Consider the following 14,149-nt stretch of genomic DNA (forward strand, 5'->3'; position numbering starts at 1 on the left):
TTTTATTTAGATGAACATTAAATTACAAATACAAGAGAAAATTTCTGAAATCCTCATTCAACAGTACCAGCTCGAAGGTGTTGTGCTGGAGGTACAAGAAAATAAAACCGATTTCGAGGGAGATTTCACCATTGTTATTTTTCCATTGGTTAAATTATTGAAAAAAAGTCCAGATGCTTTGGGAAATGAGCTGGGAGAGTTCTTGAAGACTGCTACCAATTATGTGGAAGGTTACCAAGTGGTTAAAGGTTTCTTGAATTTAATGCTGAAAAACAATTTGTTTGTAGATCAGTTTCAATTTTTGAAAACCGATTTGGGAACCGTGATGCCCAAAAATCAAACCGTGATGGTCGAATACTCTTCACCCAATACCAACAAACCTCTCCATTTGGGACATCTTAGAAATAACCTTTTGGGTTTCTCTGTAGCTCAAATTCTGAAAGAAGCAGGTTACGATGTAATCAAAACTCAAATCATCAACGATAGAGGAGTGCACATTTGTAAATCCATGTTGGCTTGGCAAAAATTTGGTAACGGAGAAACTCCACAAACCAATAACCTGAAGGGGGATAAATTGGTGGGGAATTATTATGTGGAATTTGATAAGCAATACAAAACCCAAATCAACGAGTTGAAAGCTCAAGGCATCGAAGAAGAAGTGGCAAAAAAACAAGCGCCAATCATGTTGGAAACTCAAAAAATGCTACTGGATTGGGAAAATAACGATCCAGAAGTACGACAACTTTGGGAAACCATGAACGCATGGGTCTATGCCGGCTTCAACGAAACTTATAAAAGAATGGGGGTTGAATTTGACCAAATTCAATACGAAAGTCAAACTTATATTTTAGGAAAAGATCTGATCAACGAAGGGTTAGCGAAAGGAATATTCTTTAAAAAAGAAGACAATTCCGTTTGGGTCGACCTTACCGATGAGGGCTTGGATCAAAAACTGCTCCTTCGTGGCGATGGAACTTCTGTGTACATGACTCAAGATTTGGGAACGGCAGTGGAGCGATTCAAAGACAACGACATTCAAAAATTAATCTATACCGTTGGTAACGAACAAGACTATCACTTCCAAGTATTGTTTAAAATCCTGAAAAAATTAGGCTACGCCTGGGCAGATCACTTGTATCACCTGTCTTACGGAATGGTCGAGTTGCCGGAAGGTAAGATGAAATCCCGTGAAGGTACCGTAGTCGATGCCGATGATCTGATGCAGGAAATGTACGAAACCGCCAAGCAAAAAGCCCAAGAATTAGGGAAATTAGAAGGTTTGACTGACGATCAGAAAGAAGCTTCTTACGAAACGGTAGGTTTGGGTGCTTTGAAATATTTTATTCTAAAAGTAGATCCCAAAAAGAAAATGCTTTTCGATCCCAAAAAATCTGTGGATTTCGAAGGCAATACCGCGCCATTTATTCAGTACACCTACGCAAGGATTCAGTCTTTGTTGGGCAAGTCCGGAAAGACCGAATTCAACAGTTCTGCGGATATTGTCCTGAATGCCTCTGAGAAAAATGTTTTGTTGCTTCTTTCCAATTACAAAGAGGTGGTGCAGAAAGCAGCTGATACACTCAGTCCAGCTTTGGTAGCCAATTATGTGTACGATTTGGTAAAGTCCTACAATTCCTTCTATCAAAACAATCCCATCCTGAATCACGATGACCAGAAAACCATTGATTTCAGACTCCATCTTTCCTTCATGGTTGCTTCTGTAATTCAAAAATCCTTGGCATTGCTCGGTATAGGAACGGTGAATAGAATGTAATTTTATTTTAAATAATACAAACCATCCAATTTTTGGGTGGTTTTTTTTTGTAGCTTCAACAGATGGGTTTTCTTTCGAGACCCGGCCAGCTTTCCGCTCTATCTTTTGTTCCGCAAAGCTCCACAAAAGGATGCCGCTGCAATCTGGGCTAGGATTTTAGGGTTTGCAAATGGTGTAATGGCGATGGGATGGTAAAAATGATGAGGCTAGAGCCTGTTGTGTGAAAAAAAAATAACGGTTTAGGAAACAGCAATATTCAGAAAAAATAAACTTGAAGAATCGTTTGGGGAGATTGTTAATAAAGCCGACAAATAGCCGGCTTTATTCAACATCAATTGATGTTATGAAGAAAATAGAAAGTATAGTCCAAAGGTATGCTGATTTTGACTTTGACGAAAGAGGAAAAACACGGATTTTACACACTGTTTAAAATCCAATATTTAAAATTAATCTTCATATTTCCTTTTCAGATTATTCAAGCTTTTAGCTGAGTTCTCAAGGTTTGTTATTGTACTGGATTGCTTGATCCGTTTATTCGAATAGGTATCAATTGTGCAAAAAAAAATCGCTGGAAATTTATTTCCAGCGATTTAAGTAGACCCACAGGGATTCGAACCCCAACAAACGGTACCAAAAACCGGTGTGCTACCGTTACACCATGGGTCTCTTTGTTTTCAACGGTGCAAATATACGGCTATTTTCAATACTTGCAAGTGTTTTCTTGAAAAAAATATCTTATTTTTGAATAAATTTTTATTTCTATGTGGTGCTTGGATTTTAATTCTCTTGAAACGAATGACTTACATGCTTCGGGTGATTTTGAAGAAAATGTAGTTTTTTTTTGCAACGATTGGTTTTCGGCATCCGAAATGGTGGAGGTTCAGACTTCGGGATCGACCAGTGAGCCTAAAAAAATGAGAATCGAAAAATCCCGAATGAAAAATTCGGCTCAAATGACTTGCGATTTTCTAAAACTGAAAAATGGAAACACGGCTTTGCTCGCATTGCCCGTAGAATATATTTCCGGAAAAATGATGTTGGTAAGGGCTATCGAAAGAAAATTAAAAATCTTTATCACCCAACCTTCGCTGTACCCACTTTCAGAATTGAACGAAAATATTGACTTTTGTGCACTCACTCCGCTTCAAGTCGAACATTCATTGGATCAGCTTCATAAAATTAAAATCATCATCATCGGTGGCGCGGCGGTTTCTGAAAATTTAAAACAAAAAATTCATCAACATCTCTTGGGCTACGAAAAGGAAGTTAGGGTTTTTGAAACCTATGGGATGACGGAAACCCTTTCTCACATAGCACTAAAGCAGATTTTTCCCAAGAGTGAAGAGTTTTTTACGGCTTTTGATGGGGTAGCTTTGTCTCTGGATTTTAGAGGGTGCCTTAGGATTTCTGCTCCTAAGCTTCATGATCAGGCTTTGCAAACCAATGATGTAGTCGAGATTTTCAACGGTAACCAATTTAAATTTTTAGGAAGAGCCGATTTTGTCATCAACTCCGGGGGTGCCAAAATTTTCCCCGAAGAATTGGAACGAAAGGTGAAATCCACAATAGAAAATGAATTGGTATTTCTCGGTTTAGAAGATGAGGTTCTAGGTCAAAAACTGGTCTTGGTGGTAGAGTGTAAAGGGTGTTCTGAACAGGAAAAACAACAGATTAAAACTGAGATTTCAGAAATTAATTTTGAGAAATCTTTTCATAAGCCCAAAGAAATTATTTTTATCAACGAAATCCCAAGAACCAAAAACGGAAAAGTGAGCCGACTGAAATTGTTGGAATTCTTAAAGTCTTAAAAACGATATCCAACATCCACCAAAAATAAACCTTGTGCTGGTGCCGATGTTCCGGCTGAATTACGATTCTTATCTTCGATAATTCGTCTGAGTTCTTCCACCGGATATTTGCCACTCCCAATTTCAATCATCGTTCCGACAATGGAGCGCACCATGTTTCTTAAAAAACGATCGGCAGAAATGGTGAATTTCATTTCATCACCAATTTGCTCCCACTCGGCTTTGTAAATTTTACAAATGTTGGTTTTGTTGTCGCTGCCTACTTTGGCAAAACTGCTGAAATCCTCATATTCAAAAAGAATTTTGCAGGCTTCGTTCATTTTGTTGATGTCGATGTTTCGGCGCCAAATTTGCCAAGAAGATTCTAGGGCAAAAGGATTTTTTTTGGTGGAAATGTAATATTCATAAGTTCTGAAAGTTGCATCAAATCGAGCATGCATGTCATCTTTAACTTTAAAAATGCTCTGAACGACAATGTCACTTGGGAGAAAAGCATTCAGTTTATAACAGAAATTGTCATCGATTTCTTTTGAAGTGTCAAAATGAGCAAAAATTTTCTTCGCATGTACTCCCGTATCGGTTCTGCCTGCCCCTGTGGTTTTTATTTCTTCGCGAAGGATGGTGCTTAATGCTTTTTCCATTTCCTCCTGAATGCTTATTTCATTCGGCTGAATCTGATAGCCAAAATAATTTTTTCCATTGTATGAAAATTCAATAAAATACCTCACAGAATTTTTTTTGCAAAAATAATCAATTCCATTTTACAACAAACTATGCTTTTGAAAATGAATTTTTTCATTTAGAACTTGACTTTTTTCTCTTGAGTTTCTTTATTGATTTTAGATTTGCTCAATCCCTTGCTTTGTAATATTTTTGTGAATTGTTGATGGGCTTCAGTGCCGATTTGTACTGTAAAGTCACAAAAAATAACCATGAAATTTAATTTATAACCGATGAAAAGATGGTATCTCTTTCCTTTTTCAATCCTTTATAACTTGGGGACTTCCACAAGGAATATGCTTTATAACATAGGTCTAAAACGGTCGGTGAAGTTTCAGACGCCCGTGATCTGTGTAGGGAATTTATCGGTTGGGGGTTCTGGGAAGTCACCGATGGTCATGTATTTGGCCGATCTGATTTCAAAATATTACCGTACAGGAGTGCTTTCCAGAGGGTACGGACGGATTACTAAGGGATACGGCATTACCAATTACGATAGCAATTATAAGTCGGTAGGAGATGAGGCGATGCAACTTTTCGAACGATTTAAAAATCGTTTTGTGGTTGGCGTATGCGAAGATCGTGTTTCTGGAGCTAAAAAGATGATTTCTGAAATGGATCTGTCCGTTCTTTTGCTGGATGATGCTTATCAGCACCGTGCCATAAAACCGGGATTCAATATCCTGATGACGGATTATAACGATCCGTATTTTAAGGACTACCTGTTGCCGGCAGGAGATTTGCGAGAGTCCAGGTCTGGAGCTTCTAGAGCACAGATCATAATGGTTTCTAAATGTCCGGATGATCTTACAGAAGAAAAGAAGCAGTTTTATATTTCCAGAATTCGACCGAAAAACGCTCAAAAAGTATTTTTTTCTTCCATTAATTATGATGAAAATATTTACAGCAACAACAAGTCTATTCCGGATAACAATTTAGCTTTTTATGATGTTTTATTGATCACCGGAATTGCCAATCCCAATCCTTTGGTAAAACATTTGTCTAAGTTTTCGGATAAGGTTAAACATTTAAAATTCAGAGATCATCATAGTTTTACAGAAAGCGATATTAAGAACATCTTGGCAGAATATCGAAAAATGGGCGATTATAAAATGATCTTAACCACAGAAAAAGATTATGTAAGATTGAAAACTTATGATCAACTTCGAGATGTGATTTTTTATTGGCCCATCAATGTGAGTATTGATAGAAAAGAAGAATTTGACCAAATTGTATTGGATTATGTTAGAAAAAATTAAAGAAACTGCAAGTTTTATCTTGGATAAAATTAAAGACCAACCCGACTTTGCCATCGTTTTGGGTTCGGGTTTGGGCGCTTTGAAAGATGAGGTGCAAGAATTGGAGGTATTGGAATATCACGATATTCCTAACTTTCCAACGACTACCGTTGTAGGTCACGGTGGAAAGCTGATCTTCGGACTTTTAGAAGGCAAAAAAGTGTTGATGATGAGCGGTCGTTTTCATTATTATGAAGGTCACTCTATGGATACCATCACTTTTCCGTTTAGGGTTTTTAAATTGTTGGGAATCCAGAATTTAATTGTGTCAAATGCTTCTGGTGGGGTGAATTCTAAATTCAAAGTTGGTGATGTTATGCTCATTAAAGACCACATCAACATGATGCCAGAACATCCTCTTCGAGGAAAAAATATTGATGAATTGGGACCTCGATTTGTCGATATGAGCGAACCTTATAACAGAAAAATGCTTTCTACGGTCGAAAATTTCGCTCAAGAAAATAAAATTCCATATCATGTGGGAACTTATTTGGCGTTGCAAGGTCCAACTTTTGAAACACCGGCAGAATACGGTATGGTAAAAGCCATGGGAGCCGATGCCGTAGGGATGAGCACGGTACCTGAAGTGATTGTTGCCAAACATCAAGGTATGGATTGTTTCGGATTGTCCGTCATTACCGATTTGGGTGGTCCGGACATTGCCTACACTGTTTCGCACGATGAGGTGTTGCAAGCTGCCAATACGGCCATGCCCAATGTGATTAAATTGGTGAAAGGCTTGGTGAAAAATTATTAAATCAAAGTTTTGGATAAATAAAAAAGGGTTTCATTAAAATTACGAAACCCTTTTTTGTATTGTATTTTGTGCGATTATTTACCTCCTAGAATGTTTCCAAGAAGTCCGCCAAGTCCACCTTGTTGTTGGTTTCCACCACCGCCAAGTACAGAGCCTAATAGATCTCCAATGCCGCCTCCGTTTTGTTGGTTTCCGCCTCCAAGAACAGATCCTAAAATATTGGATAACGGATCGTTACTTGCCTGAGATTGAGATTGTGCATTTCCTAGGATGCCACCCAATAAATCTCCCAAGCCACCACCATTGTTTACACCGGCTTGTTGTTTCTGACCACCAATATAACCCATTACGATAGGAGCTAACATGGATAGGATAGGACCAATTTTGTCCATAGAAATTCCTGAAGATTGAGCAAGCTGACTTTCTACATTCGCTTTGTTGTTTCCAAAAATATGAGAAAGTATAGAGTTGCCATCGGCCTCACTGGCTTCTGTAGGATTGTTAAGTACAGATCCGTTGTGCTTGTTCAACGCGTTGTTGATGTTTTCCGCTTCTTCAGAACTGTTTTCAGAATTTTTTCTTAACTGGCTGATGATGATTGGTGCCGCAACTGCCAATAATGCTAAAATCTGACCTTTAGAAATTCCGAAACGGTTTTCGGCTTCTTGTGCTACTTGGTCTCCGGAATTTCCGGTTAATAAATCTAATAAACTCATTGTATGTTTTTTTTATGATGATCAAATGTATAAATAATTAATGGATGAGGGCTAATTATTTTTAAAAATGGGAACATTAGAGCACGCCTCGCCAAACATCAACGATTTTACGATGGGTTTCAGTTGCTCAACCAATTCAATGTATGCGTTTTCCGGAATTTCTACATCCGAACAGCCTTTTACCAAAACTCTTTTTCCGTGCAATTCACTATAGTCGTAGTTGTGTACGGCTTGGTGCATCAGGATGATTTCCAGGTCTTCTCGGTTGCCAACAACAATTTTTTTGGTTTCACCACTAATTTTTGAAGTCAGCAAAAAGTACGACCAAAGCGGAACGATGGCATCGGCAGAATTGTAAATGTACACGAAACAGTCTTTGAACTGTTGAGGATCCAAATTCTGAATTTTCTCTCTGAAATCTTTTTCTTTTAAGATTAAACCTTCGTACAGAAAGTCTTTTAGGTCAATTCCTTTTCGTTCGCCTTTGGGTATTAATTGTGAAAGATCAAAATTGACCAAACCGCTATCGGCGACTTTATTTTTTATTTCAAATTCTTCGGACATCATTATTTATTTATCTTTACACAAATTTATGTTAAATTAATGATTTAGACAGAAGGTTACGAGAGTCTAAAGTTTAAATTCTAAAAAAGCTTACAGTTGAAATATTATATCATTGCCGGAGAAGCTTCCGGAGATCTACACGGAAGTAATTTGATAAAAGCCATTAAAAAGAAAGATCAAGCTGCCGAATTTCGATTTTGGGGTGGCAACTTGATGCAAGATGCTTCAGGAGTAAAGCCTGTGAAACACTACCGAGACCTAGCATTTATGGGTTTTTTGGAAGTAGCAAAAAATATAAAAACCATTCTTGGTAACATTAAATTTTGTAAAAAAGACATTGCTGCTTATATGCCTGATGTTTTGGTTTTGGTGGATTATCCGGGCTTCAATCTTAGAATTGCTGAATTTGCCAAAAGTCTTGGTATTCGGGTAGTATATTATATTTCGCCACAACTTTGGGCGTGGAAGGAAGGTCGTGTAGAGACCGTGAAAAAGTATGTCGATGATATGTTGGTGATCTTGCCTTTTGAGGAAGATTTTTATAAAAAACACCAATTCAATGCGCAGTTTGTAGGACATCCGCTGTTAGATGCTATAGGAAATTTACCTAAAATTTCCGTTTCAGATTTTAAATCGAAACACCATTTAGATCAGCGGGAGATTATAGCTCTGCTGCCGGGATCTAGAAAACAAGAGGTGGAAAAGATGTTGGAAATTATGCTTTCTGTTCGACCTTTTTTTTCTAATTATCAATTTGTAATCGCTGGCGCTCCGAGTCTTGATAAAGATTTTTACGAAAAATATGTTGACGATCAGGTTCATTTTGTGTCTAACGAAACCTATGATCTACTCAGGTGTTCCAAGGCTGCGTTGGTAACCAGCGGAACGGCAACTTTAGAAACAGCTTTATTGAATGTCCCGGAAGTGGTGTGCTACAGAAGTTCAGTCGTTTCGTACGAAATAGGAAAACGATTGGTGAAGAACATCAAGTACATTTCTTTGGTGAATTTGATCATGGATGCCGAAGTCGTGAAAGAACTCATCCAAAAAGAATTGAATACCGAAAATTTGGTAAAAGAACTGAATTTGGTTTTGAAAGAAAACCGCTCAAAAATTTTAGGTGATTACCAACTTTTGAAAGATAAACTGGGTAATCATGGAGCGAGTGAGAAAGCAGCAACAATTATCGTAAATACAATTATGAAATAAATTTTTAAAATATTGTGATGCAGTGACTTGTAATTTTGTAACTTAGTTTTTCTAAAAGTCTAGGTTATGAATAGGCAACCGTTACTCATAGCTTTGTTGGGATTCATCTTTGGAATATTGTGGGTAGATTATATCACAATGTCTCGTTTTGTGGTCTATTTCATTTTACTATTTTCTATTGTATGGTTGCTATTGTCGTTGGGTAAAACTGTATTTTTTAAAAGATTAAAACCCTTTGCATTTGTTTTTTTCTTTATGTCGATGGGAATGTTGCTTCATCAATTCAATTCTGAAAAACCAAAACTAGCTGCATTTAACAATCGAGAAAATATCGTTTTTCAAATTGAAAAAAAACTGAACAGCAACGAAAACTATAAACGATATGAAGTGGAGGTTTTGAAGGTAGGTTCTCGAAAAAATCAAAGCCCTTTCAGGGCCGTGTTGTCGGTTTCAAAAGAAGTTCAAAATCTCGATTTTACGCATTATTATTATTCAGCCAATGCATTTATTAAAAATGTTGAGTCTCCAAAATTTGATTTTCTTTTCGATTATGCCAAATACCTTTCCAGGCAAGGGATTTATCACCAGGTTTGGATTGGAGATCGGCTGAAATCAAGTCCAAAACCTTTATCGTTTTCGGATAAAATAAAGCAATTTCGACTCTCTTTATTAACCAAAATTTCAGAATCCAATCTCAGCCCAAAAACCAAAGAATTTACCAAAGGAATCATCTTAGCAGACCGAACGGAAATGGACGGAGATACGGTTGCTGACTTTACAAGAACCGGTTTGGTGCATGTTCTGGCGATTTCCGGAACCCACATGGTGGTCATTTTTTGGTTGGTCTTTTTTGTTTTAAAAATGCTGTTGCCTCTATCTCAGAAAAAACTTGCGATAATTTTGTCATTGGTTTTTATTTGGGGTTTTACCGTGCTTATTGATTTTGGATCATCGGTGGTGCGAAGTTCTATCATGATTACGGCGTATTATGTTTTCATTTTGCTGGATAGGAAACCCGATTTGCTTCATGCACTTTCTTTAGCGGGTTTTGTATTGCTTTTTATCAATACCAATTCCTTGTTCGATGTGGGTTTTCAGTTGAGTTTTTTGGCTGTTTTGGGGATTTTTTGGCTGAACAAACCCCTAGTTCTTCAATTTCCAAAACCTAGAAATAGGATTCCAAAATTTATGATTGCATTGTTTGCTGTAAGTCTTAGTGCTCAGTTGGCTACATTGCCTTTGGTTTTGTTTTATTTTCATCAATATTCTGCTATGTCTCTCGTGGTCAATCTGTTAATCGTTCCTTTTTCAGAAGTTCTTATCGTGTTTTCATTGCTGATGACTTTACTTTTTGGCTTGGGTGTACAAGTGGAATTTTTAAATAAAATTTTTGATTTTCTGGTTTTGAAGTTGCTGGATGTTATCCATTTTTTTTCGGCAAAAGATTGGGCTTTTCAAGAAAATATTCCCATGTCATTGGTAGAAGTACTTCTGTTGATGGTGATTTTGTTTTTGTTAAAACCCATTTTGGAGAAGAAAAGCTCAAAGCAAATAATGAAAATGTCTTGTTTGATGATTCTTTTTTTGGGATTTCGTTGGACTTTAGATTTTTATTTTTTAGAGAAAAATGAAGTTCTAACACTAGAAAATAGAAAGAAAAATATACTCATTGTTAAAGAAAATTCTAATATTTCGTTTTACATTCCTCAAGAAATGGATAAGGAGCAATTGAAAAAATACATTATTCAGCCTTATTTGTCGTCCAGAAGGATGAGCGAGTATAAGTTGGAGAAATTGCCAAAAGGAGCTTCTAATGTCTTGATAAATGGGAAGTTATATCCTTTGAATTAGCTATCGAATTTTAGTTTTCATGTGTAAATATCTCGCAATTCAAGCAGGGCTTATTTAGAAGCGTTCCAAACTGTATACTTTCTTTGATTTCATTTTTTAGAACTTTAACAAATATTTAACTTTGTAGCTATTAATTCAAATTCAAAAAAAATTAAAAATTATGGCGGGATTAACGAGTTCTACCATTGGTAGAAAGTACGCAATGGCATTGTCTGCAATGTTTTTGCTTGTTTTCCTAATTATGCACCTTTCGGTGAATTTACTGTCGGTTTTCAGTCCAGCTGCCTTCAATGAAGCTTCGACTTTCATGGGATACAATCCTTTGATACAGTTCGTTATGCAGCCTGTTTTGGGATTCGCAGTGATTTTTCACTTCGTAATGGGTATGGTTTTGGAAATGAAGAACAACAAAGCAAGACCTGTAAAATATGCAGTGTCTGGAGCGGCAGCCAACTCTACATGGATGTCTAGAAACATGGGGATTTCCGGTTTGGTAATCTTGGCTTTCTTGGGATTGCACATGTATGATTTTTGGGTACACGAAATGAACTACAAGTATGTTGAGGCTTTGGCTCCCAACCCTGATCGTTTCTGGGAAGAGTTGCACCACAGCTTTGCAAATCCTTTGAGAGTTGCATTTTATTGCATCGCTTTTGTATTGCTTGGTCTGCATTTGGCACACGGATTTCAGTCTTCATTCCAATCCATTGGTGCGAGACATCCAAAGTACACTCCATGCATTAAAAATTTCGGGAAGTGGTATTCTATCCTAATTCCTGCAGGATTCATGTTTGTTGCATTATTTCATTTTTTCACTAAATAATATCCATTAAAGATATGGGAATATTAGATTCAAAAATTCCAGCAGGTCCATTGAAGGACAAATGGACTAATCATAAAGACCACATGAACTTGGTTGCTCCTAATAACCGTGATAAAATTGATATCATTGTTGTAGGAACCGGTTTGGCAGGTGGTTCTGCTGCTGCAACTTTGGCAGAGCAAGGTTACAATGTAAAAGCTTTTTGCTACCAAGATTCACCAAGAAGAGCACACTCTATTGCTGCTCAAGGAGGGATTAACGCTGCAAAAAATTATCAAGGAGACGGTGACTCTACCTATAGATTGTTTTATGATACCATCAAAGGTGGCGACTACAGAGCGAGAGAAGCCAATGTGTATCGTTTGGCAGAAGTTTCTGCAAACATCATCGATCAATGTGTAGCACAAGGTGTTCCTTTTGGTAGAGAATACGGAGGTCAGTTGGACAACCGTTCTTTCGGTGGGGTTCAGGTAAAAAGAACTTTCTATGCCAAAGGACAAACCGGACAGCAGTTGTTGTTAGGAGCTTATTCTGCAATGAGCCGCCAGATTGGTAAAGGCCGTATCAAAATGTACAACCGTCACGAAATGATGGAATTGGTTTTGGTAGATGGAAAAGCAAGAGGGATTATCGCAAGAAATTTAGTGACTGGAGAAATTGAAAAACACTCTGCACATGCTGTTGTTATCGCATCCGGAGGTTACGGAAATGTTTATTTCCTTTCAACAAATGCAATGGGATCCAACACTTCAGCTGCTTGGAAAATTCACAAAAAAGGAGCTTATTTCGCTAATCCTTGTTATGTACAGATCCACCCGACTTGTATTCCGGTACATGGAACGCAGCAGTCTAAACTGACTTTGATGTCAGAATCTCTTAGAAACTCCGGAAGAATCTGGGTTCCTAAAAAGATTGAAGATGCAGTTGCAATTAGAGAAGGGAAATTGAAACCTCAAGACATAAAAGCGGAAGACAGAGATTACTATTTGGAAAGAAGATATCCGGCTTTCGGTAACTTGGTGCCAAGAGATGTGGCTTCTAGAGCTGCAAAAGAAAGATGTGATGCAGGTTTTGGAATCGAAAACAACGATACCAAAGAAGGAGTTTACTTGGATTTCTCTACCGAAATTCAGAAAAAAGGTAAAGAAGCTGCCATCGAAAAAAATATTCACAACCCGTCCGAGCAACAGATTTACGATCTTGGAAAGGCTTGGGTTGAAGAAAAATACGGTAACCTTTTCGTGATGTACGAAAAAATTACGGCCGACAACCCGTATGTTACTCCAATGAAAATTTATCCTGCAGTACACTACACCATGGGTGGGGTTTGGGTAGATTATAACCTGCAATCGACAATTCCTGGTTGTTTTGTAATTGGTGAGGCCAACTTCTCTGACCACGGAGCGAATAGATTAGGAGCATCTGCTCTTATGCAAGGTCTTGCAGACGGATATTTCGTATTGCCTTATACCATTGCAGATTATCTTTCTGCAGACATCCGTACGGGTGAGATCCCAACCAATTCTCCTGCTTTTGACGAAGCTGAGAAGTCGGTGAAAGACAGAATTAATTTCTTCATTAACAACAAAGGAACTCACTCTGTTGATTATTTCCATAAAAAATTAGGACACATCATGTGGAATAAAGTTGGTATGGGAAGAACTCCGGAAGGTTTGCAAGAAGCCATCAAGGAAATTGAAGAAGTAAGAAAAGATTTCTGGCAAAATGTTCGTGTTCCTGGTGAAGCCAACGAAATGAACATGGAACTGGAAAAAGCATGCAGAGTGGCCGATTTCCTAGAATTGGGACAATTGATGGCCATTGATGCATTGAACAGAAAAGAATCTTGTGGAGGTCACTTCCGTTGGGATCATGCAACTGAGGAAGGTGAGGCAGAAAGAGACGATGTGAACTTTAAATATGTTGCCGCTTGGGAATATAAAGGTGATGATATCAATGCTGAAACCATGCACAAAGAAGACTTGATCTACGAAAATATCGAAGTGAAAACAAGAAGTTATAAATAGAATTATGAAAAATTTAAAAAAAACATATATATTATTAGCTTCAATATTTGGATTAATTTCAATATTTTCTCAAAATATTACTACTCAAGATATAATTAAACCATCTGAAGGAAAATCTTTAGTGTATTTCGTGAGATCTGGAGCTGGATTTGCTTTAAATTTTAGAATTTATGATAAAGATAAATTTTTGGGGGCAGTTTCTGGAAGTAGTTATCTTGTATATGAATGTGAACCTGGAGAACATTTATTTTGGGCTACTTCTGAAAATAGAGATTATGTAGAAGCAAATCTAGCTCCTAATTCGGTATATGTAATTAATGCAGAAGGGCAAATGGGAGCTTTTATTGCCGGGGTTAATTTAAAACCATTAAATCCAAATGAATTTAGTGACAAGAAATTATTTTATAGAGTTATTAAAAATGACACAAAACAAATTTTTAGTAATCCTACTGACAATAAAAGTGAAAATATTAAAAAAGGATTAGAGACATATAATAGCTTAAAAGCTAATAAATCTAGCAAAATACAAATTTTAGATATTTCTTGGAAATTTGAAAATACTGATAAACCTACTAGAAATTAATCTCCAAAATCATTAAGAA

At 37.1% G+C, this 14,149-nt stretch carries 12 protein-coding genes and 1 tRNA gene; 9 read left to right on the forward strand and 4 right to left on the reverse strand.

Annotated elements, in window-relative coordinates:
- Window positions 1-10: 10 nt before the first annotated feature.
- Window positions 11-1,774, forward strand: coding sequence for an arginine--tRNA ligase (argS, locus tag H9Q20_RS07905; protein WP_187477446.1), 1,764 nt, complete (start codon window positions 11-13; stop codon window positions 1,772-1,774).
- Between the two features lie 595 nt (window positions 1,775-2,369).
- Here argS and H9Q20_RS07910 read toward each other — a convergent pair.
- Window positions 2,370-2,440 (reverse strand) — tRNA-Gln (locus tag H9Q20_RS07910).
- A 95-nt stretch (window positions 2,441-2,535) separates the two neighbouring features.
- On the opposite strand from H9Q20_RS07910, the gene H9Q20_RS07915 reads away from it, so the two are divergent.
- Window positions 2,536-3,582 carry an AMP-binding protein gene (locus tag H9Q20_RS07915; protein ID WP_187477447.1) on the forward strand — a complete coding sequence of 349 codons (1,047 nt, stop codon included), beginning with the start codon at window positions 2,536-2,538 and terminating at the stop codon, window positions 3,580-3,582.
- Here H9Q20_RS07915 and truA read toward each other — a convergent pair.
- Window positions 3,579-4,310 carry a tRNA pseudouridine(38-40) synthase TruA gene (truA, locus tag H9Q20_RS07920; protein ID WP_187477448.1) on the reverse strand — a complete coding sequence of 244 codons (732 nt, stop codon included), beginning with the start codon at window positions 4,308-4,310 and terminating at the stop codon, window positions 3,579-3,581. The genes H9Q20_RS07915 and truA overlap by 4 nt on opposite strands.
- A 225-nt stretch (window positions 4,311-4,535) precedes the next feature.
- Here truA and lpxK point away from each other — a divergent pair, with 225 nt between their 5' ends.
- Together lpxK and H9Q20_RS07930 are read left to right on the forward strand one after the other, a co-directional pair.
- Complete coding sequence (gene lpxK / locus H9Q20_RS07925) at window positions 4,536-5,561, forward strand: tetraacyldisaccharide 4'-kinase (protein ID WP_187477449.1); 1,026 nt, start codon at window positions 4,536-4,538, stop codon at window positions 5,559-5,561.
- Complete coding sequence (locus H9Q20_RS07930) at window positions 5,545-6,357, forward strand: purine-nucleoside phosphorylase (protein ID WP_187477450.1); 813 nt, start codon at window positions 5,545-5,547, stop codon at window positions 6,355-6,357. The genes lpxK and H9Q20_RS07930 overlap by 17 nt, the downstream gene beginning before the upstream one ends.
- 74 nt (window positions 6,358-6,431) lie before the next feature.
- Here H9Q20_RS07930 and H9Q20_RS07935 read toward each other — a convergent pair whose 3' ends face one another.
- Window positions 6,432-7,073, reverse strand: a complete 642-nt coding sequence (locus H9Q20_RS07935) for a DUF937 domain-containing protein (protein WP_187477451.1) — start codon at window positions 7,071-7,073, stop codon at window positions 6,432-6,434.
- A gap of 51 nt (window positions 7,074-7,124) precedes the next feature.
- Window positions 7,125-7,637: a DUF2480 family protein gene (locus tag H9Q20_RS07940; RefSeq protein WP_187478597.1), complete on the reverse strand. Its 513-nt coding sequence runs from the start codon at window positions 7,635-7,637 to the stop codon at window positions 7,125-7,127.
- 96 nt (window positions 7,638-7,733) lie between these two features.
- On the opposite strand from H9Q20_RS07940, the gene lpxB reads away from it, so the two are divergent.
- From lpxB to H9Q20_RS07965, 5 genes are all read left to right on the forward strand, one after another.
- Window positions 7,734-8,846: a lipid-A-disaccharide synthase gene (lpxB, locus tag H9Q20_RS07945; protein ID WP_187477452.1), complete on the forward strand. Its 1,113-nt coding sequence runs from the start codon at window positions 7,734-7,736 to the stop codon at window positions 8,844-8,846.
- Between the two features lie 66 nt (window positions 8,847-8,912).
- Window positions 8,913-10,697 carry a ComEC/Rec2 family competence protein gene (locus H9Q20_RS07950; RefSeq protein ID WP_187477453.1) on the forward strand — a complete coding sequence of 595 codons (1,785 nt, stop codon included), beginning with the start codon at window positions 8,913-8,915 and terminating at the stop codon, window positions 10,695-10,697.
- Window positions 10,698-10,857: 160 nt separating this feature from the next.
- The gene (locus H9Q20_RS07955) at window positions 10,858-11,520 is read left to right on the forward strand and encodes a succinate dehydrogenase cytochrome b subunit (protein WP_124640751.1); all 663 of its coding nucleotides are present in this window, start codon (window positions 10,858-10,860) and stop codon (window positions 11,518-11,520) included.
- A gap of 14 nt (window positions 11,521-11,534) precedes the next feature.
- The gene (locus H9Q20_RS07960; protein WP_124640752.1) at window positions 11,535-13,547 is read left to right on the forward strand and encodes a fumarate reductase/succinate dehydrogenase flavoprotein subunit; all 2,013 of its coding nucleotides are present in this window, start codon (window positions 11,535-11,537) and stop codon (window positions 13,545-13,547) included.
- A 4-nt stretch (window positions 13,548-13,551) separates the two neighbouring features.
- Window positions 13,552-14,130, forward strand: a complete 579-nt coding sequence (locus H9Q20_RS07965) for a hypothetical protein (RefSeq protein WP_187477454.1) — start codon at window positions 13,552-13,554, stop codon at window positions 14,128-14,130.
- Window positions 14,131-14,149: the final 19 nt, after the last annotated feature.

The sequence above is a fragment of the Amniculibacterium sp. G2-70 genome (assembly GCF_014353055.1).
GTDB classification, from domain to species: Bacteria; Bacteroidota; Bacteroidia; order Flavobacteriales; family Weeksellaceae; genus Amniculibacterium; species Amniculibacterium aquaticum.